At 42.9% G+C, this 22,095-nt stretch carries 23 protein-coding genes and 1 pseudogene; 10 read left to right on the top strand and 14 right to left on the bottom strand.

Annotation, left to right across the window (positions count from 1 at the left end; all coding sequences use genetic code 11):
* Nucleotides 1–11: 11 nt before the first annotated feature.
* Nucleotides 12–572 carry a hypothetical protein gene (locus ACE01U_RS06645; RefSeq protein WP_291372394.1) on the top strand — a complete coding sequence of 187 codons (561 nt, stop codon included), beginning with the start codon at nt 12–14 and terminating at the stop codon, nt 570–572.
* 47 nt (nt 573–619) lie between these two features.
* Here ACE01U_RS06645 and ACE01U_RS06640 read toward each other — a convergent pair whose 3' ends face one another.
* Genes ACE01U_RS06640 through ACE01U_RS06630 form a run of 3 tightly spaced genes read right to left on the bottom strand, consistent with a single transcriptional unit; the run spans nt 620 to nt 2,963 of the window.
* Nucleotides 620–1,030: a GFA family protein gene (locus ACE01U_RS06640; RefSeq protein WP_086209645.1), complete on the bottom strand. Its 411-nt coding sequence runs from the start codon at nt 1,028–1,030 to the stop codon at nt 620–622.
* 58 nt (nt 1,031–1,088) lie between these two features.
* The gene (locus ACE01U_RS06635) at nt 1,089–2,300 is read right to left on the bottom strand and encodes a TIGR03862 family flavoprotein (RefSeq protein WP_395578998.1); all 1,212 of its coding nucleotides are present in this window, start codon (nt 2,298–2,300) and stop codon (nt 1,089–1,091) included.
* Nucleotides 2,301–2,303: 3 nt separating this feature from the next.
* Nucleotides 2,304–2,963 (bottom strand): class I SAM-dependent methyltransferase, encoded by a 660-nt coding sequence (locus ACE01U_RS06630; protein WP_395579050.1) that lies wholly within the window; start codon nt 2,961–2,963, stop codon nt 2,304–2,306.
* Nucleotides 2,964–3,048: 85 nt separating this feature from the next.
* Between ACE01U_RS06630 and ACE01U_RS06625 the strand changes: the two genes are divergently transcribed.
* Nucleotides 3,049–3,222: a DNA gyrase inhibitor YacG gene (locus ACE01U_RS06625; RefSeq protein ID WP_086209648.1), complete on the top strand. Its 174-nt coding sequence runs from the start codon at nt 3,049–3,051 to the stop codon at nt 3,220–3,222.
* A gap of 166 nt (nt 3,223–3,388) precedes the next feature.
* Complete coding sequence (locus tag ACE01U_RS06620) at nt 3,389–3,568, top strand: hypothetical protein (protein ID WP_110974278.1); 180 nt, start codon at nt 3,389–3,391, stop codon at nt 3,566–3,568.
* A 50-nt stretch (nt 3,569–3,618) separates the two neighbouring features.
* On the opposite strand, the gene ACE01U_RS06615 is transcribed toward ACE01U_RS06620, so the two are convergent.
* From ACE01U_RS06615 to ACE01U_RS06595, 5 genes are all read right to left on the bottom strand, one after another.
* A complete protein-coding gene (locus ACE01U_RS06615; protein ID WP_395578997.1) occupies nt 3,619–4,263 on the bottom strand; it encodes an MBL fold metallo-hydrolase in 645 nt (214 codons plus the stop codon).
* A gap of 12 nt (nt 4,264–4,275) precedes the next feature.
* Nucleotides 4,276–5,298: a ferrochelatase gene (gene hemH, locus ACE01U_RS06610; protein WP_395578996.1), complete on the bottom strand. Its 1,023-nt coding sequence runs from the start codon at nt 5,296–5,298 to the stop codon at nt 4,276–4,278.
* Nucleotides 5,299–5,367: 69 nt separating this feature from the next.
* Nucleotides 5,368–6,393 carry a DUF4062 domain-containing protein gene (locus ACE01U_RS06605; RefSeq protein ID WP_086209652.1) on the bottom strand — a complete coding sequence of 342 codons (1,026 nt, stop codon included), beginning with the start codon at nt 6,391–6,393 and terminating at the stop codon, nt 5,368–5,370.
* A 132-nt stretch (nt 6,394–6,525) separates the two neighbouring features.
* Nucleotides 6,526–7,395 carry a glutamate racemase gene (murI, locus tag ACE01U_RS06600; RefSeq protein ID WP_395578995.1) on the bottom strand — a complete coding sequence of 290 codons (870 nt, stop codon included), beginning with the start codon at nt 7,393–7,395 and terminating at the stop codon, nt 6,526–6,528.
* Nucleotides 7,396–7,442: 47 nt separating this feature from the next.
* Nucleotides 7,443–8,054, bottom strand: coding sequence for a DUF1285 domain-containing protein (locus ACE01U_RS06595; protein WP_395578994.1), 612 nt, complete (start codon nt 8,052–8,054; stop codon nt 7,443–7,445).
* A 191-nt stretch (nt 8,055–8,245) separates the two neighbouring features.
* On the opposite strand from ACE01U_RS06595, the gene ACE01U_RS06590 reads away from it, so the two are divergent.
* Entirely contained in the window at nt 8,246–9,958 is a 1,713-nt protein-coding gene (locus tag ACE01U_RS06590) for an electron transfer flavoprotein-ubiquinone oxidoreductase (RefSeq protein ID WP_395578993.1), read from the top strand.
* Nucleotides 9,959–10,231: 273 nt separating this feature from the next.
* Here the strand turns inward: ACE01U_RS06590 and ACE01U_RS06585 are convergent, their stop codons facing one another.
* Both ACE01U_RS06585 and tusA read right to left on the bottom strand, forming a co-directional pair.
* Nucleotides 10,232–10,510 carry a hypothetical protein gene (locus ACE01U_RS06585; RefSeq protein ID WP_395578992.1) on the bottom strand — a complete coding sequence of 93 codons (279 nt, stop codon included), beginning with the start codon at nt 10,508–10,510 and terminating at the stop codon, nt 10,232–10,234.
* A 72-nt stretch (nt 10,511–10,582) separates the two neighbouring features.
* Nucleotides 10,583–10,840 (bottom strand): sulfurtransferase TusA, encoded by a 258-nt coding sequence (gene tusA, locus ACE01U_RS06580; protein ID WP_086209657.1) that lies wholly within the window; start codon nt 10,838–10,840, stop codon nt 10,583–10,585.
* A gap of 213 nt (nt 10,841–11,053) precedes the next feature.
* Between tusA and ACE01U_RS06575 the strand changes: the two genes are divergently transcribed.
* Both ACE01U_RS06575 and lnt read left to right on the top strand, forming a co-directional pair.
* Entirely contained in the window at nt 11,054–11,893 is an 840-nt protein-coding gene (locus tag ACE01U_RS06575; RefSeq protein ID WP_395578991.1) for a CorC family transporter, read from the top strand.
* Nucleotides 11,890–13,449 (top strand): apolipoprotein N-acyltransferase, encoded by a 1,560-nt coding sequence (lnt, locus tag ACE01U_RS06570; RefSeq protein WP_395578990.1) that lies wholly within the window; start codon nt 11,890–11,892, stop codon nt 13,447–13,449. Before ACE01U_RS06575 ends, lnt begins: the two co-directional genes overlap by 4 nt.
* Before the next feature lie 65 nt (nt 13,450–13,514).
* On the opposite strand, the gene ACE01U_RS06565 is transcribed toward lnt, so the two are convergent.
* The 4 genes from ACE01U_RS06565 to gspF form a co-directional block, all read right to left on the bottom strand.
* Nucleotides 13,515–13,853: a tRNA-binding protein gene (locus ACE01U_RS06565; RefSeq protein WP_119064121.1), complete on the bottom strand. Its 339-nt coding sequence runs from the start codon at nt 13,851–13,853 to the stop codon at nt 13,515–13,517.
* 160 nt (nt 13,854–14,013) lie between these two features.
* On the bottom strand, nt 14,014–14,349 hold the full coding sequence (locus ACE01U_RS06560; protein WP_086209661.1) for a hypothetical protein: 336 nt from the start codon (nt 14,347–14,349) through the stop codon (nt 14,014–14,016).
* Nucleotides 14,350–14,631: 282 nt separating this feature from the next.
* Complete coding sequence (gene gspG, locus ACE01U_RS06555; RefSeq protein WP_086209809.1) at nt 14,632–15,069, bottom strand: type II secretion system major pseudopilin GspG; 438 nt, start codon at nt 15,067–15,069, stop codon at nt 14,632–14,634.
* A 33-nt stretch (nt 15,070–15,102) separates the two neighbouring features.
* On the bottom strand, nt 15,103–16,308 hold the full coding sequence (gene gspF, locus ACE01U_RS06550; protein WP_004692652.1) for a type II secretion system inner membrane protein GspF: 1,206 nt from the start codon (nt 16,306–16,308) through the stop codon (nt 15,103–15,105).
* Nucleotides 16,309–16,460: 152 nt separating this feature from the next.
* Here gspF and ACE01U_RS06545 point away from each other — a divergent pair, with 152 nt between their 5' ends.
* From ACE01U_RS06545 to ACE01U_RS06530, 4 genes and pseudogenes are all read left to right on the top strand, one after another.
* The gene (locus ACE01U_RS06545) at nt 16,461–18,683 is read left to right on the top strand and encodes a primosomal protein N' (protein ID WP_110974269.1); all 2,223 of its coding nucleotides are present in this window, start codon (nt 16,461–16,463) and stop codon (nt 18,681–18,683) included.
* Between the two features lie 82 nt (nt 18,684–18,765).
* Nucleotides 18,766–20,607 (top strand): monovalent cation:proton antiporter-2 (CPA2) family protein, encoded by a 1,842-nt coding sequence (locus ACE01U_RS06540; protein ID WP_110974268.1) that lies wholly within the window; start codon nt 18,766–18,768, stop codon nt 20,605–20,607.
* 50 nt (nt 20,608–20,657) lie between these two features.
* The gene (hslO, locus tag ACE01U_RS06535; RefSeq protein WP_086209664.1) at nt 20,658–21,533 is read left to right on the top strand and encodes an Hsp33 family molecular chaperone HslO; all 876 of its coding nucleotides are present in this window, start codon (nt 20,658–20,660) and stop codon (nt 21,531–21,533) included.
* 203 nt (nt 21,534–21,736) lie between these two features.
* Nucleotides 21,737–22,088: pseudogene (locus tag ACE01U_RS06530) on the top strand (DUF2147 domain-containing protein).
* Nucleotides 22,089–22,095 lie beyond the last annotated feature (7 nt).

Raw genomic sequence — 22,095 nt, 5'->3', positions numbered from 1 at the left:
AGGACACCGACATGAACCCAAATACCCTTTCATTGAAACAGGTTCTACTGCCGCTTGTTTTAGGTGGCAGTTTAATCCTGACAGGTTGTAACAAGGCCGATGAACGTGCTGAGCAAGACACGCTTTCGAGCGATGATAAAGTTCTGCAAGAACTCAGCTCCGAACCCGTTAAAAACTTTGCTCAAACAGCTGATGATCCACACGATATTACGCTCTTGGTCGACTATGACCAACGCTTTAGCAGCATGAGTGACGAAATGGAAGATGAACTCATCAAAATGCGCGAAGCAGGTACACTGACAGATGAGTTTGCAAAAACACGTAAACAAGACAACATTCAGTCTGCGCTGAATATGCTGAAAGAGCTGGATTTGAAAACAGAGCAAGGGCGCTACATTCAAACGTTGATGTACCAATATTGGGACAACCAAGCCAAAATTATCCAGAATAAAAATGCTACGCCAGAGCAGAACGTGAAAGGTCTTGGTGAACTTATTCATGCTCAAGAACAGCTTGAGCACTGGCAGTCGCAATACTCTAAGCAAAAAGATACAACAGCTACAGGCTACTAAGTGACAAAAAAAAGGGATCATACGATCCCCTGAATTCAAGTAATGAACTACGGGCGCTCTGCATATTGTGGCAATGCATCACAAATGTTGTCCCACTCAGCTTGAGATGCCACAAAAATATGTTGCGTCGGCTTTTGCGCTAAAGGGGTATCTAAAGTGCCAATACGCAAACGGTAAAAGTCAGGAGTGTCGGCCTTAATGCTGATAATCGGTGAACCACAGTTGCCACAGAAACAGCGCTCTGTGCCTGCACTCGATGCATATTTTTTCACAACATCCTGACCAGACGTCAGTTTGAAATCCGCCTTAGCAATCGGTGCATTGGTTGCATAGGCGGTTCCATTGGCCTTGCGACATTTTTGACAATGGCATTGGACAATATCGCCAATCGGCCCATCAATTTGATAAGTTACTGCACCGCATAGGCAACTGCCCACATACTGCTGAAGATCTGACATCATGATGCTCCTTGAATTTTTTATTCAAATTAGCACAGCTGATTTTCAGTTGCATTGCTTATGGCGAATTTTTTGCCACATTCAAATACTGCAAAACCCCATTACCCGCGGCACGTCCCGTTGCAAAACATGCAGTGAGTAAGTAGCCCCCTGTCGGCGCATCCCAGTCCAACATTTCCCCACATAAAAAAACGGCGGGATTAGATTTTAATTGCAACTGCAAACTCAGCACCTCACGGCGCACACCACCTGCACAACTAATCGCTTCTTCAATCGGACGAAAACCAGTTAAAGGAATCTGGAGTTGCTTAATCTGCTGAGCCAGTTGTTCAGGGTGATTCCAGTGTTCTTTTGCAACCAACTCACGTACTAAATTTGCCTTGGCTGCATCTAAACCAGCTTTACGCCAAACATTACTTAACGACTGTTTTTTCGTGGGTTTCAACCGTACAGCCAATTCGTGAACCGTGACATCAGGCAGTAAATCAAGCGTTAACACTAAAGACTGTTGTTGCTTCTGCTGTGCGCGAAGCGCTCGTCCTTGCTTATAGACCAAACCACTTTCTAGACCGTAATGGGTGATCACGATATCGCCCATACTTTTTTCTGTATCACCCACCCATGCTGCGATACGTTTCAGGGGTTGACCGAAAACGGGCTGCATGTAGCTTGACCATTCATGTTCTACCCCAGCATTACTGGCTTGAAAAGGTTCAATTTCATCGCCATCCAACCAATCTTGCCATGCACCATCACTACCGAGCTGAGACCATGACACTGCTCCACAGGCCAAGACAATGGCATCATAGCTCTGGCTGTGTACTTGATCACTGATCAAAGACTTGATTTCAAGCGTATGCTCTTTGAGGCTGAGGCATTGATGACGATAATGAAACTTGACGCCTGACTCAACCAAGCGTTTCAACCATGCACGCAGTAAAGGCGCAGCTTTCATTTCAATCGGGAAAATACGCCCAGACGTTCCAACATAGGACTCAATGCCTAAACCTTTCATCCATGCTTGAATCCATGCGGCATCCCACTCACGAATCCAAGGCGCCAACCATTCGGCTTGATCATAACGACCGATAAACTGCTCCACAGGTTCGGCATGAGAGATATTCAGTCCTGTTTTACCCGCCATCAGGAACTTACGTGCGGCAGACGGTTTTTGTTCAAATACATCGACCTGAACCTCATATTGGCTCAACACTTCTGCCGCCATCAAACCTGCTGGGCCCGCCCCAATAATTGCAATACGCTTTGGCATGATTTATTCAGCTTGATCTGAAGATTGCGCCTGTGAGTTCAGACCTTGCAAAGCCTGAAACACGTCAAAACGTGTGCAATAACCTTCAGGTTTGGTGATGATCAACTGTTGGCAGAGCTCGCCTCGTTCTAAATATTTAATTTCAAAATGCGTACGTGCAGAATGATCCGCAATGCGCTCTTTCACAAACGGTAATTTCCATACCTCAATCAACTGTTGCTGTGCTTCTTCGATATATTCTGGAATATTGCTGGCTAGAGTGATTTGTCCACCCATTTGTAAACGTGAAATCAGAAATTCAAAAAATGGCATATTCAACCAGCGCTGCGCAGGATTATGCGGTTCAGGATTCGGATAAAGAATAAAGAACTGCTCAACTTGCTGTGGCTGCAAAGCATGCACCACCCACGGCAGAGCATCGGCATGTACCAGTTGTAAATTCTGCTGACCTTCCAAGCCATGTTGTTTCTGCATCGCTACAAACTTTTCACGGGTTCGCTCAACTGCAATCAGCTTTTTCTCAGGGTGATTGGCCGTAAACAATAAGGCATGTTTACCCTTGCCCGCCCCAATTTCCACACAAATAGGATCACGGCTGATCATTTTGAAATCACGAGGGGCTTGCATACGCTGGGCTTGAAATTGACGAATTGGCATAATCAGATCAAACTAAGAAAAAACCGCATCAGTCTAACAACTGCCAACGTTTTTGCCTATTTCAATCCGAAAATTTTATCTGGAGCACATCATGCCACATACGTTTCCATGCCCGCGCTGTGGTGAAATGAGCCAATGGGAAGATAACGCATTCCGCCCATTTTGTTCAGAGCGTTGTAAGCTAATTGACTTAGGCGCATGGGCAAACGATGAATATCGCCTCCCAACACAAGATGCTCCACAGGCCGATAATTCTGAAGAATAGTCAGCCTTATTTCATGATATTTTTCATATTTTGATGAGAATTGTTCACTATTTAATTGATCAATATTTATTCAAAAATAATATTCTTCATCTATAATCCTCCTTAGGTTTTTACTCACTCACATTTGAATAAATCATAAAAATAAACCTTATAGGGGGAGGAAAAGATGAATCTACTCAGTAAAATTATTGTGATTATTGCGTCTTTACTTTCGGTCAGTAGCTTGATGTTTGGCATCTATATACAAGATCTGTTGATCCTTTCTGTTGGACTCTTATTCGCCTTATTCTCCATCGTGTTTGCTCTCGAAACTCAACACATTTTGAATAATCCATTTCGAAAATAAAAAAGTCAGCACCAGCTGACTTTTTTATTTTCAACTAGACAGCGAAACACTTAGCCTGCTTTTCCTGCCACAAAAGGGTTATGTTTTTTTTCAAAGCCGATGGTACTGATTGGGCCATGTCCTGAAATAAACTGTGTCTCATCAGGTAAGCTAAAGCATTCGCGCTGAATAGAGTCAATCAATTGCTGATGATTACCACGCGGAAAGTCGGTACGACCTATTGAGCCTTTAAACAACACATCGCCTGTCCACAGTAATCCATAGTTCTTATTATAAAACATCACATGACCAGGAGTATGCCCAGGGGCAAAACGCACTTCAAACTCTTCATTTCCCAGTTTAAGAACTTCCCCGCCTTCAAGCCATGTCGTGACATCTACCTTTTCTGGAATAGGAAAACCATAACGCTGCGAAACTTCTTGGATCATATCCAACCAAAAAGCATCTTCTTTATGCGGGCCAATCACAGGGACATCCCACAGTTTTTTTAATGCACCCACAGCACCCGCATGATCTAAATGTCCATGCGTCAACCACAGCGCTTTTACTGTCAGACCCAACGCTTCGATTTCAGCTTTAAGTTTCTCAGGCTCTCCACCTGCATCAATTAAAATTGCTTCTTTACTGTCACTGTCCCAAACAATCGAACAGTTCTGCTGAAATGCCGTTACAGGCACAATTTTAACTTGCAACATAGCGTGTCAACCTCAATTCGTTTTGCTGGCTAATGTCTGTTTTAAGGCATCAAGATTAGCCTGAACCAAAGTATTGAGCAATTGCAAATGATCTCCGCGGCTGTTCAAGGCTGGAATATATTGATACCGCTCTCCACCGTGAGACAAAAACAATTCAGCATTCTGAATCGCCAATTCCTCTAAAGTTTCTAAGCAATCCGCTGAAAACGCAGGGCTCATAATTTGAACCGACTTCACTCCTTGCTCTGCCCATTCGGTCAGTAAGGCATCGGTATATGGTTTTACCCATTCTTGCTTGCCAAAGCGGGATTGGAAACTGATGGCCCATTCATTCTCTGCCAGTCCCAACTCTTCTGCCACCAACCGCCCTGTGATGCGGCAACGGTCGGCGTAGGGATCGCCTTTATCGGCATAAGGCTGTGGAATACCATGAAAAGACATTAATAGCTTTTCAGTCACGCCATGTTCAGCACGGAAATCGCGCACACTTTGCGCCAAAGCCTGAATGTATAAAGGGTGCTGATAATAATCGCGAATAATACTCAACCCCGGCAAATTGCGTTGCTTGGGAATCCACTTCGCGAAAGCATCATATAAAGGCGCGCTAGATGTTGCAGAGTACTGCGGAAACAAAGGAAAAAGCACAATATGATCTTGGGGCTTTTGACTCAACTCAGCAAGCAAAGGCTGAATACCTGGATTGCCATAGGTCATTGCAGGGACGATATTCAATTCAAATTCGGGATTATCCACAAGAAGTTGCTGTTCTAATGCAGTAACTTGGGTTAGCAAAATCTCTCGCATTGGCGAGTCATTACCCCACACCATTTCATAAGCATGGGCAACGCGCTTCGGACGAAACGGCAAAATAAATAAACGAAGAATAATCTGCCAAAGCGGTTTGGGAATTTCAATCACACGCGAATCAGATAAGAACTGATCTAAAAAGCGACGCACTGCGGAAACCGTCGGTGCATCTGGCGTCCCCAAATTTGCCAAAATAACAGTCACTTTTGCTTTTGCTGCAGTAGACATTCAGCCCTCGTTGCTCGTTTTTGAATGTCCCTACTGTAACAGTTTTCCTTTCATTTTCTAAATGGATAACTACGAAGACTGAAATTGGAAAGCCCGATCATTTTCCAATAAATTACTCTCCAAAAGCTTACTGGCTTTTGGGGTCAACTGCCAAAGCATACGTTGACGATCGTCGCGACCCGACTGAATGATCCAATCATTTTGACGCATTTGCATTTTAATACTATGTAAGGCACGAATATTAATTTGTGAACGAGCAACCGCATGCGCACGTGGCATTTCTTGCCGTGCATCATTTAAACCCGTTTCATTTAAATATTCATTCATGCGTTTTGAAAAATACTCTTCAGGCGTTGGATGAATAAATGTCGAACCCAGAACCGAGAGTAACTGTGCCCAGGTCATCTGCTTTTGAATTTTCAGTTCCTTAAAGTTTCCATCCTGATAAGCATGCATCCGATAATCAAATACAAAAAACTCATGCATAGCTACTTTCGGCAATGTCAGGAATGGATCGACTTCGCGTTTACCTGCTTCGGTTTCTAACTGCATTACCTTCGCTTTGAGCTTATCTATCTCGTCATGCAATACTTGGGTATTCTGTGGACGAACCCAGCCTGATACAGGATAACGCTCCAACATCTGGGTCATATTCAAACGAACAGCCATCTCCAAATCACGCATCGTTCTATACGTAAAAACCTGATCAACTTCTTGCTGCAGTAGTTTTCTAAAATCTTTGAATTTTTCACGTAACTCAGGCTTGTCATCATGCAAATTAGGATCACGCGCATCTGGATCATCATGCATAAAGACAATAATCGGCTTTTGTTTGGTCACTGCATAAATGTATTCGAGATGCATATAGCCCACACCCGATACAGACTGCTCACCGTACTTGCTTCCAAGCAACAAAATGACATAGTCACAGTCATCAATCTGACGGCGTGCAAAAGCCGTTGAAAGTGGTGTCCGTTGTTCTAATCCCCAAGAAAAAAAACCCATACCTACTAAAGTCTGGGCCAAAATCATCCGTTCTGGTTGCATTTCACTTCCAGAGGTCGTAATAAAAACTTGATAACGCTTATCGAGCATCGGTTATCCTCATTATTTTTCGCAGTATCCCATCCCCCAATTTTAACTAGATGGATACAGCGACTAACTCAAGCATGTTAGGTTTCAATTTTTTGACTATATATCAAAATACTAGACTCATTTTTATAAAAATCAATCCGATATATTCGAAATTGTCCAATTTAATTCTGGTTCAAGCAGAAGTTCTAAGATGGGTCTTAAACTTTCTGCGTTATTTCCACTGACAAAACATTCGATTCGAACATCATCAGCATGATTTTGTTCAAATAATAACTCATTTTTGATTAAAATACGGGCTGTTTGTCGTGCAACTGCCTGCCCAGAGTCAATTAATGTCAGTTTCTGACCAAAAATAGATTGTATCGCTATTTTCAAAAAAGGGTAATGGGTACAGCCTAAAACTAAGTAATCTGCGCCTTGATCGACAACAGGTTGTAAAATATCTTTTAAAATGGCTAAACATGCCACACTCATCTGTGCGCCACTCTCAACAAAAGGCACTAAATCTAAACAAGTCACAGGAATTACGCTAACGCCCGAAGGTTGCGCAAATTTTTCGACGACGTCTTTGATGAGCTGTCCACGAAAAGTCGCAGGAGTGGCTAGTACAGCCACGGTTTTAGATTTACTTTGTAGTACCGCAGGCTTCAAGGCAGGAACAAGGCCAATAATCGGAAAGCTATCGCCATAATGTTCACGTAAATAATCCAAACTAAAGGCTGAAGCGGTATTACATGCTACAACGGCAACTTTACAGCCTTGGCGGTACAACCATTCAATAGCATGTGCAGACAGCTCTCGAATATTTTGGTCATCACGTGGACCATAAGGCACGTGTGCAGTATCGGCAAAATAAATAAAGCGTTCATTCGGCAAATGCTTGGCAATTTCTTGAGCGATGGATAAGCCACCTATTCCCGAATCAAATATCCCGATTGGCGCATCGGCTGTCGCTTTTGGCATGGGGTTGATCAGGGGAAATAAGGGCTGAATGGCACTCATGGGGACTCGTTGCAGTATAAAGTTAGAAGATCAATCAAGCTTAAACCTCAGGTGCCTAATTGCAATAGCAAATCACCACTTTGTAAGCACAGTTTAGCCTGTCCATCTGCATCGTCGCTTAGCTCACCCATTTCCACCAAATGAAAAAAAGCAGCACGCTGAATCAATGCATTAATCCCAAAGCGAACATGCACATAAGGACGTAGCTCCCCTTGGAAGGCACGCATAAAAAGGGGATGGGCTTCATCAACAATCACCACATCATGTGTGGTCGTGGTCAGTTGTAGGTAGATTTTTCCTGCAATTTCGACTTGATCGACCTGATTGACAAATAAAGGCTCATCTTCAACCTCGATTTCAATCTGCTCGACAGGGGTTTTAAGATAAAACTTATCTTCTTCTTTCCAAAGCACGGTTGCAAACAGCTCAATCATGGCTGGACGTTTGATCAATTGACCTTCGTGCCACCATTCTCCATTGGCCAAAACCTTCAAATCCATTGCACCACAATGCTTTGGGTGCCATTGATCTAAAGGAGGGATTGACCTTTTGTGACCGGACTGTCCATCTTTTATGTATTGTGCAATATCAGTTAAGTTTTTATTATCAGCAATAGCTACTTTTTTCGTCGGATTTGCTGAGTTGTGCTGCTTATCCATAAAATTCATGCCTGTCTGACGGAAAAATAATATGATTCAGCCAATTGGCTAGAACTCGGTTTAAACCTATACTAGCTCACAATATAAAAGACACGATGATAAATTTTGTGTCTGGGAACTAAGAACACTCATGGCAGCACCGTTCTTTGAGTCAAAACGGTTGCCACCTTTAACCATATGAGGAGTCCTACATGGAACACATCGAACGTGAATCGATGGAGTTTGACGTAGTCATCGTAGGCGCAGGCCCTGCTGGCCTTTCTGCTGCGATTAAAATTCGTCAACTTGCAATTGAAAACAACCTTAATGATCTGTCCGTTTGTGTCGTAGAAAAAGGCTCTGAAGTTGGTGCGCATATCCTTTCAGGTGCTGTGCTCGAACCGCGTGCGATCAATGAGTTGTTCCCTAACTGGAAAGAAGAAGGCGCGCCTTTAAATGTTCCAGTAACTGAAGATAAAACCTATTTCTTAATGTCTGCTGAAAAGTCACAAGAAGCGCCGCACTGGATGGTTCCTAAAACCATGCATAATGATGGCAACTATGTGATTTCACTTGGTAACGTGGTGCGTTGGTTAGGCCAAAAAGCTGAGGAATTAGAAGTTTCTATTTTCCCAGGTTTTGCTGCATCTGAAATTCTTTATCACGCTGATGGTACGGTTAAAGGCATCCAAACCGGTGATATGGGAATTGGTAAAGATGGTGAACCAACACATAACTTTACCCCAGGCTATGAACTACATGCCAAATACACGATTTTTGCTGAAGGCTGCCGTGGTCATTTAGGTAAGCGCCTGATTGCCAAGTTCGATCTCGATAAAGATGCAGACCCTCAACACTATGGTATCGGCATCAAAGAGCTGTGGGAAATTGACCCTGCGAAACACAAGCCAGGTTTGGTGATGCACGGTGCAGGTTGGCCTCTAGCTGAAACAGGTTCTTCTGGTGGTTGGTGGTTATATCACGCTGAAAACAACCAAGTCACTTTGGGTATGATCGTGGACTTATCTTACGAAAACCCACACATGTATCCATTTGCAGAAATGCAACGCTGGAAAACGCATCCACTGATTAAGCAGTATCTTGAAGGTGGTAAGCGTATTTCTTATGGCGCACGTGCTGTAGTGAAAGGCGGTTTCAACTCACTGCCGAAGTTTAGCTTCCCAGGTGGTTCTTTAATTGGTGATGATGCAGGCTTCCTAAACTTCGCTAAAATTAAAGGCTCTCACACGGCTATGAAGTCTGGCATGTTGTGCGGCGAAGCAGTATTCGAAGCGATTCAAGCAGGCGTTGAAAAAGGTGGTGATCTTGCCATTGCACGTGTGCTTGAAGGCGAAGACTTCTTTGCAAAAGAGTTAACCGCTTATACAGACAAGTTCAACAATAGCTGGTTAAAAGAAGAGTTATATCGTTCTCGTAACTTTGGCCCAGCAATGCACAAATTTGGTACGTTCGGTGGTGGTGCATTTAACTTCATCGACCAGAACGTGTTTAAAGTCCCATTTACATTGCATGACTTAGTGCCTGACTTCAGTACACTGAAAACTGTAGATACGGCAACATTTAAGCCGAACTATCCAAAACCAGATGGTAAGCTGACTTTTGACCGTTTATCTTCAGTATTTGTATCGAATACCGTACATGAAGAAAATCAGCCAGCACACTTGAAACTGACTGATGCTTCTATTCCTGTAAATATAAACTTACCAAAATGGGACGAGCCAGCTCAGCGCTACTGCCCTGCTGGTGTTTATGAAATTATGGAAGATAACGATGGTTCGAAGCGTTTCCAAATTAACGCGGCTAACTGTGTGCACTGTAAAACGTGTGATATTAAAGATCCATCTCAGAACATTACTTGGGTAACTCCTGAGGGTGGTGGTGGGCCGAATTACCCGAATATGTAATTCCTTGCGACACGGCAAAGCGGTTACTTTGCTAACCGTGTCTCATACCCGAACATGTAATGTTAAAAGAGGCTTACGCTGAGGCATATTTCCGCACAAGTGATCTCTTTTAGATTAAAAAAATCCCTTCAGCACTGAAGGGATTTTTTTAATTAATAGGCATCTGACTTTCTGCTAAAAACCATCACCGTTGGCCCTATCGCAGTATGCCCAACTCCATGATCTTGATAAATTTCAATCCGATAATCATCACACTGATAAACATATTTATTTTCAACTTGTTTCCAGCCGTTTTGCGCCACCTGAAATCTTTTTTAAGACTCGACTTTTAAAAACATCTAAATCGGTTTCATACGTCGCAAGAGGCCCATCTAAAAAACTTAAACTGTATGAAACAATCATTTTAGAATGTGGATCATAACGAATATGCTGTCCAATTTTTAAACCTGCAACATTCATCGTGTCTACAGGAACTTCACAAGATTTTGCCCAAGAAATTGAACAAAATAATGCAAAAATATGAGCCCATAAGAATACAGTTATTTTTCTCATTCTGATTTGCTTGGATGAACGTTATTTATTTTTCTCTACTCAAGCTCATTTTAAAAGGCCAAGACAAATCTCCTAACCTTTTTTAACCAAATAATGAAATTCCTTATTGCCATTTTCATCTAAACGTTCTTCTTGTAATAACAATTCATGCCCAAGATGCATACAAAATTTGGGAATATCCCAAGAAGTTGAATTGTCCGTTGCAAACACCTCAACCACATCTCCCGATTTAGACTTACGAATGGCCTGATGCAGCATCATCACAGGTTCAGGACAACGTAAACCACGGGTGTTTAATTGAATGCTTGGGCTTCGTTCCAAATCAGACATATTCAAACTCAAAAATTTAAAAACCTACCAATTTTAACACAACTCACCTTTCTACATTTCAATTCAATCACCCTTCGACGGCTCAAGTCTGCTATTTCAAAACATTTGATCTGATCATTCACTCAATCCTTGCTTAATTACAATAGACAACTGTGTTTTCTACGGTATGATAAAATTAAGTTTTTTAGATATTAAGCGTCTTTAGGAAAGATCATGCACGAGGAATCAGGCCCGTCGTGGGGAATGCGTGGCTTACGCAAATGGTTAGGTACCGCGCCAGAAACTCGCGATGAACTGTTAAAGTTAGTTCAAGATTCACGTCGTTTTTTAGAACCCGACACTGTTGCGATGTTAGAAGGCGTATTAGACCTTCCAGCAACCAAAGTCCGCGAGGTCATGACACCGCGTACATCCATGATCAGCCTACAAGAAGATGATGAGTTACTCGACATTTTACATACTTTGGTTGAGTCAGCACATTCACGTTTCCCAGTCTTTTCATCAGATCAACCTGACAATGTCGTCGGCATTTTGTTAGCGAAAGACTTATTGCCTTTCTTGACTGAACCAAACAATAAAGTGGATATACGTGCGCTAATGCGCCAGCCTTTATTTGTGCCTGAAAGCGCACGTTCAGACCAAGTGCTTCGCATGTTGAAAAATACCCAAACACACATTGCAGTGGTGATTGACGAATACGGTACAACCTCAGGTTTGGTAACGCTAGAAGACATTTTGGAAGAAATTGTCGGTGAAATTGAAGATGAGCACGACAAAATTGATGAAGAAGCGGAATATATTATTCCTGACAATGACCCAACCACGGCAAATACTTGGCTGGTTCAGGCACTTACACCAATCGAACACTTTAACAATCTTTTAGATGCAGACTTTTCTGATGATGAGGTTGAAACTGTGGGCGGTTTATTGCTTCAAAAAATTGGTTTAGTGAGTGATTTACAAGGTCAGGTGATTGATCTTGGAAATTGGGAATTTACCATTGTAGAAGCAGATGCACGTTCTATTCATCTGATTCGAGCCGTTCGTAAATGAGAGCTTACTTTGACAAACTGTTAACCCCTACTTCACAACAAAAACAGTTACCTTTAATTTATCCGCTTTTAATTGCCTTATTTTCTGGTGCTATTTTTAGTTTTGCACTGGCTCCGTATTACTATTGGTGGTTGGCAATTCTATCCCCAGCACTGCTCTATGCGACTTTACGCAAACGCAGTGCAAAGCAGGCCTTTGGCATTGGTTGGGCCTATGGTTTTGGCCTATGGTTCGTGGGGGCTTTTTGGCTCTATACTTCCATTCATGTCTATGGCGATACCAATAGTGCCTTAAGTGTTGGCATGATCGGGATTATGGCCTTGGTCATGGGCTTATTCACGGCTGTCCAAAGCTTTATTTACCGCCGTTTTTTCCCTGAAACACCACTGACCTTCGCCCCACTTTGGGTGCTTTTTGAATGGGCAAAAACGTGGGTCTTCACAGGCTTCCCTTGGCTGTTTGCAGGCTATGCCTTTACCGAACGTTTACTGGATGGTTATGCGCCATTATTTGGTATCTTCGGGGTGTCGTTTGTGGTCTTGGTTTTGGCCTGTGCACTGGTCGAAGTTTTAAACCGCCGCATCTTCTGGGTCATTCCTTCTGCCTTATTGGTACTTGGTGCATGGGGTGCATCAAAAATTGAATTCGTCTCCGCAAAAAATACGCCACCACTATCGGTTTCTTTAATTCAGGGCAATATTCCACAAGACTTAAAATGGCTCACTGAATATCAACTGAAAACACTCGGAATCTATGCCGATTTGACTAAAACAGAATGGGGACGTGACCTCATTGTTTGGCCTGAATCCTCTATTCCAATGTTCCAAAGTGATATTGAACCCTTTTTAGGTGCGATGACTGCGCAAGCCAAGAAAAGCAACACGGCGTGGGTCACGGGTATTCCGTATTGGGATATTTCAGGCTCTGAAGTGGCAGGTCGCCCCCTATACTACAACAGCATTATGGCCAATGGTGCTGAAGCTGAAGGCCTCTATAAAAAGCAACGTTTGGTGCCTTTTGGTGAATATATTCCGCTATCTGGTTTACTGAAATGGGTCTTGCCAGCTATGCAAAATGATCCGTCGATGAGTGGTTTCTCACGTGGCGAGCAACAGCAAAAACCGCTGTCTATTCATCAGCAACATTTAGGTGCAGCCATTTGCTATGAAGTGGCTTATCCGAACTTGACGCGTCGCAATGCCAGCCAAAGTGATTTCTTGGTGACGGTTTCCAATGATGCATGGTTTACGGGAACCGCAGGCCCTTTACAACATTTACAGATGGTGCAGATGCGCGCCAAAGAAAATGGACGCTGGTTTATCCGTGCCACCAATACAGGTGTGACGGCATTTATTGACTATCAGGGACATATCGTAAAGCGTGCTCCGCAAGATGTGGCAACCGTGCTTCGTGGCGAACTACCTGCTATGCAAGGTCAAACCCTATATACCCGTTTAAGTGACTGGCCAATTTTAGGTTTTTCAGTCTTTTTACTGATCTTGGGTTGGATCTATCGTCCACGTAAAGTCGATGTATCGTTTAAGTCTCGTCGATAATTCCTATTGTTAGATCAGACTTTTCCAAGGAAAACTCAAGCTGCGCTTGGGTTTTTCTTTTTCAGCTACAGTAACTTGGTACCTACTGGAACATCTGTATCAGGCACACACAGCACCACGCCTGCATCTGAATCATGAAAGCCTGTCACTAAGCACTCAGATTGGATAGGACCAATTTGTTTCTTCGGAAAGTTAACCACTGCCACCACCAATTTACCTAATAACAGTTCAGGTTGATAACGCTCAGTAATCTGTGCACTCGATTTCTTAATGCCAATCTCATGACCAAAGTCGACATGTAAAATATAAGCAGGCTGACGTGCTTGCTCAAAGACTTCGGCCTGAATAATACGTCCGACTCGGAGCTCGACTTTTAAAAAATCTGCCCAATCAATCTGTTCCATATTTCACTCTATCTTTATATTTTTTACAGTATAGAGAGCGAACACTAGGATCATATACGACGAAACAGACAAGTGATCCTATCTTTCTGCCATTCTTCATGACGCAATAAAAAACCGAGCATATATGCTCGGCTTTTTATCACAATGATGCATGTCAGTATTAAATTTGACTGACCAAATAGGACACCATCCCAGCTAAAAAGAGCATCGGGGTATAACGATAGACCATAACCACTTTTTGTTCTAATGCTGTAATCTGTACTTGATCGAGTGTGAGTACGGTTGCTTTTAACGCGGACCAAAAGCTCAAAACTGCCCATGTACTGAACAGACTGATTGCAAAGAAGCCTACCATAATTTGACTGCTGCCTTCAGTCGATTGCCAGAGACTTAAAACACCTTGAGCAACAGGAAGCATACTCAAAATCAAAAGAACAGATTTGAGCATCGACCAATGGAATTGGCTAACGTCATCCAACAAGGTTAATGCTTTCATTCTATTCTCCTCAGGCAAATCAGTTGCCATTAAGAACATTATGCAAGGATTTAAATAAATAAAAAGCCTATTTTTATCCATAATTTACATTATTTGTAATCAACAAATATGGGAATAATTCTTATTATAAATCTCAACCATTTTTATTATATTTAATATTTTAAAATCAAAAACTTAGATATTAATTTTAAATTAAGATGTATTATCATTACAGTGTCTATTGGCATAAGCTATGCACTGTAATGATATATTCAATTAAAGCCAATATATAATAATTCTCAATTAAGGTTGATACTGAATATCAGCATTGGTTTCTTCACCACCTTGTTGTCCATCCGCACCAAAAGAATATAAATCAAATGGTCGTCCATCGCTCCCAGGTGCAACATATTGAATGTCATTGTCCCAACTGTCTTTGGGATATCCACCTTTCACATAACCGCCTGGCAACCAATTTTTTGCAGACTCAGGCTTATTCACCAAAGCGTCAAGTCCACCCTCTTGCATCGAAGGGTATTTACCATTGTCCAATTTATATTGATCCAATGCTGCGGCAACCCCTTTAAGCGTAATAACGGTGGTATCCACTTTGGCTTTTTCACCGCGTCCCATCACATTAGGAACAATTAAGGCTGCCAACACACCTAAAATAACAATCACCACCATAACTTCAATTAAAGTAAAACCTGAAGCTTGGCGTCTATAGATTTTTGATTGCATGTGAATTTTCTCTTCCATCTTATATTTTTAAAATTAAATCATATTGTTCATGTTGACGATCGGTAGCATCACGGCAATCACAATCACCAAGACAATGCTTGCCATCAAAACCAACATCAATGGCTCAAGTAAAGCCAGCAAGGTCGATATCAGCGTTGTCACTTCTCGGTCTTGCATGGTCGATGCGCGCTCTAACATCCGATCCAATTCACCCGAGGTTTCACCACTTTTAATCATTTGTACCATCATCGGTGGGAAATAACCACTACGCTCCAACTGGGTCGCCAGGTTTCCACCTTCGGTCACTTTTTCTGCGGCATGATTGACCGCATCGCGAATCACCCAGTTATTACTCACTGCCGCGCCAATTTTTAACGCATCCACCAAGGGCACACCTGACTGGGTCAAAATCGACAAGGTGCTGGCAAAGCGTGCAGCATTTATACCACGCGAAAGTTTACCGAATAATGGCAGTTTGAGCGTTAAGCGATCAAAGGCATAATGCCCTGCTGTGGTTCTTAAAAATCGCAATAATAAGCCGATGCCTAACACACTGCCCACCAATAAAAACGGCCATGCCACGCGAATAAAATCACTGGCTTTCATCAAAGCCACAGTAATCCATGGTAAGGCATCTTTGCTTTGGTCAAAGGTTTTGACAATGTCAGGCACCACATAGGTCATGAGTCCCATCACAATGGCAAAAGACATCAGCATTAAAATAATCGGGTAAATCATCGCGCCTTGGATTTTCTTTTGCATCGCAAAGCGGTTTTCAGTGTAGTCTGCCAACTGATCTAAAATTAAGTCCAAATGTCCCGAACGCTCGCCAGCGGCAATCGTGGCAATGTACAACTCTGGAAAACGCCCCGACTGCTGTAAACCTTGTGCTAATGAATGACCTTCCAATACTTTAGAACGGACTGACATCAACAGGTTTTGTACGTGTGCTTTTTCTGACTGCTTTCCGACCGCACGAATGGCTTCTTCCAAAGGAATGGCCGCAGCGACAAGGACAGAAAGTTGACGTGTCAATAAAGCCAAATCATAAGCGGTAATTTGTTTTTGAAACCATGTTTTGCTGCTGTGCTTATCTTTTTGTTCAACAGGATCAACCGAGACTGGAATCAGCGCTTTATCACGAAGTTGTTGCCGAATTTGACGCGCTGAATCCCCTTCGAGCACGCCTTTTTGCTGCTTTCCTGCGGCATCGAGTGCGGTAAATTGATATGCTGGCATGATTACGCTTTCTAATTGTCCATTTAGTTATTTGGTGCTGTTGCATGTCAGCATCAAAATCATTCATATTCTAAGTTATAAATTATGTCATCACTCTAACACAACTCATTCATCACACAATCACAATTTCATCAGGACATTTTGAGCTTTTTATGCCAGAGAATACACTTTCCACCACACCGAGCTACCGTATTCGTGTGGCTGTTCCTGTTTATCTATATGACTGTTTTGACTATAGTTTAACGGCTGAACAATACCACCAAGCTGAAGTCGGTGCACGTGTGGCTGTCTCATTTGGTCGCCAAAATGTGGTCGGTGTCATTGTTGAGAAACTCACTGATGAGAAACCACTCGATTTAGGCTTTAAACTCAAAGCCATAACTGAGTTGCTCGATGACAGCGCTATTTTAGATGCTAAAGTTTTAAGTTTATTGACATGGGCAGCACAATATTACCAATTTCCGATTGGTGAAGTGATGCATGCCGCGTTACCTAGCTTTTTACGCCAAGGTAAGCCTTACAACCTATTGGCACGGATGTGGAAGCTGATTGATGACCATGCCGAAGACAAATTAAAGCGTTCTGAAAAACAACAAGATGCCTATAAAATTTTAAAACTACATCCCACAGGAACTTCTGAAAACATTTTAAATTTGGCTGGTGTAGAAACAACAACCTTAAAAACCTTAGAAAAAAAGCAAATCACCCAGTGCATCCTTGAAGCTCAAGACTTTAAACCGCAAGCCATGACACTGGCACAAATGCCTCTCACCCCCAATGAGGACCAAAAGCATGCCATTCAGCGTATTTTAAAAGTACGGAACAGCTATCAAGCGTTCTTACTCGATGGCTTAACGGGTAGTGGTAAAACTGAAGTCTATTTGCAAGTCATGCAAGAGGTTTTAAAACAAGGCAAACAAGTCTTGGTTTTAGTGCCTGAAATTGGTCTCACCCCACAAACAGTGAGTCGTTTTCAATCTCGCTTTCACTGTCATATTGCGCTACTACATTCAGGTTTGAATGATTCTAAGCGCCTGCAAGCTTGGCAAAGCGCACAAACAGGTAAAGCCTCAATTGTGATTGGCACACGTTCTGCTATCTATACGCCCCTTCCACATCTGGGTTTGATTGTCTTAGATGAAGAGCACGACTTATCATTCAAGCAACAAGAGGGCTTCCGCTACCACGCTCGTGATGTGGCCTTATACCGTGCACACTTAGAAAACTGTCCAATTATCCTCGGCTCTGCAACGCCCAGTATCGACAGTTATGCACTGGTCGAACAAAGTAAAATGATCCGCTTGGAACTGAACCAGCGGGCTGGTGCAGCAGTCATGCCAAAAATGCATGTGATTGATCTAAAAGTGGCACAAAAGCAAAATGGTATCAGCCAACAACTAATTCATGAAATACAGAAGCGTTTAGACAAAAAAGAACAGGTCTTGGTTTTTTTAAACCGTCGAGGCTATGCGCCCGTGTTAATCTGCGAGAGTTGTGGCTGGCAATCAAAATGCCCACATTGTGATGCCAATTTCACCGTACATCGAAAGCCTTATCAGCATCTCCACTGTCACCACTGTGGCACCATCCACCGTATGCCTGAGCACTGCCCGCAGTGTCAACATAATGAACTGAAACCGATTGGTTTAGGTACCGCAAAAGTTGAAGAAAACCTACAAGCGTTATTTCCCAATTTTGACGTGATTCGGGTTGATCGCGACTCCACCAGTCGAGTCGGTAGTTGGCAAAAAATTTATAATAAAATCCAAAAAAGCGAACCGATCATTTTACTCGGCACACAGATGTTAGCCAAAGGACATCACTTTCCTTATGTGACTTTGGTGGCGATTTTAGACATCGACTCAGGCTTACTCAGTGTTGACTTTCGTGCCACAGAACGTACCGCACAGCTCATCATCCAAGTTGCGGGACGCGCTGGACGTGGTGAGAAAAAAGGTGAGGTCTATTTACAAACTCTACGTCCAGATCATCCTTTGCTGAATACCCTTTTGGAATCGGGCTATCGTAGCTTTGCCAAGCAAACACTGAAAGAGCGTAAAGCTGCATGGATGCCCCCTTATCGCTATGCAGCTTTATTGCGCTGTGAGTCTAAACAACAAGAACTGAACCAAAGTTTTTTACAAGAACATGCACAAGCCCTGCGCCAAGCCTCAGAAAACACTATTGATATTTGGGGACCTATTCCTGCACCAATGGAACGTAAAGCTGGGCGCTATCAGGCGCATATGGTACTGCTCTCAAAAGACCGTGCACGTATGCACTTCTATATTCGTCAGTGGTGGCAAAATGTCTGGCACAACAAGCCGCATGGCATGAAATTAAGTCTCGATATTGACCCACAAGAGTTAAGTTAAGACCGTAGGTGAATAAGGCTTAGACCTGAGTCGCATTCTCCCTTAAACTTTAAACATAAAGAAAAAAATTTAGGACAGGGCAATGTCTCTACTGCTTCAAATCACCCTCTTTTTGGCTGCGGCACTGATGATCGTTCCGCTAGCCAAACGGCTCGGGATTGCCACCGTACTCGGCTATTTATTTACAGGTATTTTACTTGGCCCCAGTGTTTTAAATGTCGTCCATGACCCTGAGGATATTCATAAACTCGCTGAATACGGTGTGATTTTCTTGATGTTCATTATTGGACTGGAACTCCGACCACAACGTCTATGGGAAATGCGTAAATCCATATTCGTGATGGGGAGCTTACAAGTCGCTGTCTGCGGAATTCTACTCGCTTGCATCGTCTTTTTTGCCTTGCAACAACAGATTGCAGCCAGTGTTGTGATTGGTTTTGCCCTCGCTCTTTCCTCGACAGCCTTCGTTCTGCAACTTCTGAGCGAAAAACAACAACTCAACACCACGTTTGGTCAACAGTCCTTTTCCATTTTACTCTTTCAAGATATTGCTGCAATTCCGCTGATTGCAGTTATTCCCCTTCTTGCGGGAACAAGCTCAACCCATCATGGCATTGCCTACTTTGCCGCTATTGTTGCTACCTTTACAGGCTTATTCTTATTTAGTCGTTATCTCATGCGTCCATTTTTTCGCTTTGTGGCCAAAAGTGGCGCGCATGAACTGATTACCGCAGTCGGCTTATTTATTGTCTTAGGCGTGGTCGCGCTGATGGATGTCTTAGGTATCAGTACCACCTTGGGCGCATTTTTAACGGGAGTGTTACTTGCTGACTCTGAATTCCGTCATGAACTGGAAGCCAGTATTGCACCATTTAAAGGTCTACTTCTCGGTCTGTTTTTCATGACCGTCGGGATGAGTACCCAAGTTTCGCTCCTGTGGGAAACCCCAAGTCTGATTATTGGCGGTGCGTTATTGCTGATGTTGGTCAAACTGCTGGCATTAACGGCCATAGCTCGCTACTTCGAGTTTTCATGGCGCAATAGTTTGATGCTGGCAACCTGTTTGGCACAAGGCGGTGAATTTGCTTTTGTAGTGCTCAATGTGGCCATGAGTGAACATGTGATTACACAGGCCATTTTAGAGCCGATCAACCTGATCGTGACCTTGTCGATGATTCTGACGTCTATTCTATACTGGCTAATGAGTTCTTGGGTGGTACCGCTATTTGAAAAAGAAACTACTCCCGTCTATGACGACATTCCCGATCAACACAACCCAATGATTATTGCGGGTTTCGGGCGTGTTGGACAAATTGTAGCGCGACTGGTGCACTTACAACACCAGACTTTTACAGCCATTGATAGCAATATCGACAAGGTTGATTTTGTCAGAAACTACGGTGGTAAACTCTACTATGGAGATGCCACTCAACCCGATATCCTGCGTGCCGCAGGGATCGAACATGCCAAAGTTTTTGTGTTAGCCATTGATGACATTGAGGACTCAATGAATGTGGCACGCCATATTCGACTCAACTACCCTGACCTAAACTTACTGGTGCGGGCACGAGACCGACATCATGTGCACTTGCTGCGTGATCTAGGGGTCGAACATATTTGGCGTGAAACCTATTTATCATCCTTGGGGATGGCTTATTTTGCGCTGCGCAATCTCGGAATTGCTGAAGCTGATGCTTATAAGAGCATCGAATTATTCCGCGATTATGATGAAAAACTGCTCGCACAGCAGCAAAGCATTTATAACGATGAGCAGAAAGTGTATGAAACACATCGTAACGCTTTAGCCGAATTAGAACATCTGTTTGAAAGTGATACCCAATTGCGCCAAAGCCCTGTGGGGGTTGACCTACAGCGTGAGTTACAACATGACCGAATAGATGTGACACGGGATGAAGTAAAATGACTTGTGTTTTACAATATCGTCACCATTAAGACAGGATATTGGAGAAATTTATGTCTGATTTGCGTCAACGCTTTTATATTGAAGATAGTCCTGTTCGTGGTGAAGTGGTTCATCTTGAAGAAACCCTACAAACCATCTTGGCACAGCGTGATTATGCCCCAGCAATCCAAATACTGTTAGGCGAAATGCTCAGTGCCACGGCATTGCTTGCCAGCACCCTAAAAATTAAAGGCCGTATTAGTTTACAAATTCAGGCGTCAGGTAGCTTTAAATGGGCTATGGCGGAATGCAATCACCTCGGTGAAGTACGTGCTTTGGCGGATTATGAAGCTGACCCACGTTTTAACAGCGCTGAAAGTAGCAGTACCGTGTTGAGCACACTCGTCAGCCCAGTGCTGTTTATTAATATTGAACCTGAGTTTGGTGAGCGCTATCAAGGAATTGTGGCTTTAGATAAGCCAAATCTTGCAGGTTGCTTAATGCAGTATTATGACCTATCTGCACAAATTCCAACACGTATCGTCTTAGCCAGCTCAGCTCAGCGTTCAGGCGGATTACTCATTCAACTGTTACCGCGAAATAGTGAAGAAGAACAAGAACGTGTTGACCAAGACCTTTGGCCACGTCTAACCATGTTGACGGAGACACTTAAAGCAGAAGAGTTGACTGAGTTAGACACCAGCGAAATTCTTTACCGTCTTTATAACGAAGAAGACGTTCGTTTACCCGAAGTTGAAGCATTGAAATTCGGTTGTACCTGCTCAAAAGAACGTTGTGCTCATGCGCTTGAGCAAATTGGTGTAGAAGCTGTACGTGAAACACTAGAACATCAGAACCCCATTACCATGGACTGTCAGTTCTGTAACACACAATACAGCTTTAGTGCAGAAGAAGCGCTCGGCTTGTTTGGTGAGCACTTAAGCTAAGTCTTTCTCCTAGACATAAAAAAAGAGTAGCATCGCTGCTCTTTTTTTATGTCTTAAGTTTCATAAAAGTCATATTTTTCACATAAACCATCACTCTTATTCATAGATATTTTACTGGTCATTCCATTTAAATTTCGTTATAAATAAAACCATAATTTTTTTATGCCTTTTTTATATTTATTTTTCCTCGGGGCTTGGTTGTTATGAAACGATCTGTTTATCTTTTGGCACTCACCAGTAGCTTGGCTTTCTCCTGTTTTGCAGCGTCCGACCCATTACTTGGAAAATGGAAAACTATTGATGATAAGACGGGCTACTCGCTTGCAGATGTTGAAATTCAAAAAGATAAAAATAATCTCTATAGAGCTATCATCCTGAGTACACGTGAAATTCCAGGAGCAACCAAAATAGAAAATTGCACAAAATGTGATGGTGTGAATAAAAACCAGCCGATCATCGGGATGACGACTCAGTAATAATGGTAAGCACTTACGGATTCGAGGAACTTCGACCGAAAATGGCGGTGGACGTAACATCATCTGGGTCAAATATTAAGTATCCC

This window comes from Acinetobacter halobius (genome assembly GCF_044130335.1).
Taxonomy (GTDB): domain Bacteria; phylum Pseudomonadota; class Gammaproteobacteria; order Pseudomonadales; family Moraxellaceae; genus Acinetobacter.
The sequence above is the reverse complement of the archived record's forward strand: the minus strand, read 5'-3'. Positions and strand labels throughout refer to the sequence as shown.

Excerpts from the sequence above, each read along its gene's own strand:
- ACE01U_RS06645 (WP_291372394.1), top strand. The coding sequence starts at position 12 with ATGAACCCAAATACCCTTTCATTGAAACAGGTTCTACTGCCGCTTGTT.
- ACE01U_RS06640 (WP_086209645.1), bottom strand. The coding sequence starts at position 1,030 with ATGTCAGATCTTCAGCAGTATGTGGGCAGTTGCCTATGCGGTGCAGTA.
- ACE01U_RS06635 (WP_395578998.1), bottom strand. The coding sequence starts at position 2,300 with ATGCCAAAGCGTATTGCAATTATTGGGGCGGGCCCAGCAGGTTTGATG.
- ACE01U_RS06625 (WP_086209648.1), top strand. The coding sequence starts at position 3,049 with ATGCCACATACGTTTCCATGCCCGCGCTGTGGTGAAATGAGCCAATGG.
- ACE01U_RS06620 (WP_110974278.1), top strand. The coding sequence starts at position 3,389 with ATGAATCTACTCAGTAAAATTATTGTGATTATTGCGTCTTTACTTTCG.
- ACE01U_RS06615 (WP_395578997.1), bottom strand. The coding sequence starts at position 4,263 with ATGTTGCAAGTTAAAATTGTGCCTGTAACGGCATTTCAGCAGAACTGT.
- hemH (WP_395578996.1), bottom strand. The coding sequence starts at position 5,298 with ATGTCTACTGCAGCAAAAGCAAAAGTGACTGTTATTTTGGCAAATTTG.
- ACE01U_RS06605 (WP_086209652.1), bottom strand. The coding sequence starts at position 6,393 with ATGCTCGATAAGCGTTATCAAGTTTTTATTACGACCTCTGGAAGTGAA.
- murI (WP_395578995.1), bottom strand. The coding sequence starts at position 7,395 with ATGAGTGCCATTCAGCCCTTATTTCCCCTGATCAACCCCATGCCAAAA.
- ACE01U_RS06595 (WP_395578994.1), bottom strand. The coding sequence starts at position 8,054 with ATGGATAAGCAGCACAACTCAGCAAATCCGACGAAAAAAGTAGCTATT.
- ACE01U_RS06590 (WP_395578993.1), top strand. The coding sequence starts at position 8,246 with ATGGAACACATCGAACGTGAATCGATGGAGTTTGACGTAGTCATCGTA.
- ACE01U_RS06585 (WP_395578992.1), bottom strand. The coding sequence starts at position 10,510 with ATGAGAAAAATAACTGTATTCTTATGGGCTCATATTTTTGCATTATTT.
- tusA (WP_086209657.1), bottom strand. The coding sequence starts at position 10,840 with ATGTCTGATTTGGAACGAAGCCCAAGCATTCAATTAAACACCCGTGGT.
- ACE01U_RS06575 (WP_395578991.1), top strand. The coding sequence starts at position 11,054 with ATGCACGAGGAATCAGGCCCGTCGTGGGGAATGCGTGGCTTACGCAAA.
- lnt (WP_395578990.1), top strand. The coding sequence starts at position 11,890 with ATGAGAGCTTACTTTGACAAACTGTTAACCCCTACTTCACAACAAAAA.
- ACE01U_RS06565 (WP_119064121.1), bottom strand. The coding sequence starts at position 13,853 with ATGGAACAGATTGATTGGGCAGATTTTTTAAAAGTCGAGCTCCGAGTC.
- ACE01U_RS06560 (WP_086209661.1), bottom strand. The coding sequence starts at position 14,349 with ATGAAAGCATTAACCTTGTTGGATGACGTTAGCCAATTCCATTGGTCG.
- gspG (WP_086209809.1), bottom strand. The coding sequence starts at position 15,069 with ATGCAATCAAAAATCTATAGACGCCAAGCTTCAGGTTTTACTTTAATT.
- gspF (WP_004692652.1), bottom strand. The coding sequence starts at position 16,308 with ATGCCAGCATATCAATTTACCGCACTCGATGCCGCAGGAAAGCAGCAA.
- ACE01U_RS06545 (WP_110974269.1), top strand. The coding sequence starts at position 16,461 with ATGCCAGAGAATACACTTTCCACCACACCGAGCTACCGTATTCGTGTG.
- ACE01U_RS06540 (WP_110974268.1), top strand. The coding sequence starts at position 18,766 with ATGTCTCTACTGCTTCAAATCACCCTCTTTTTGGCTGCGGCACTGATG.
- hslO (WP_086209664.1), top strand. The coding sequence starts at position 20,658 with ATGTCTGATTTGCGTCAACGCTTTTATATTGAAGATAGTCCTGTTCGT.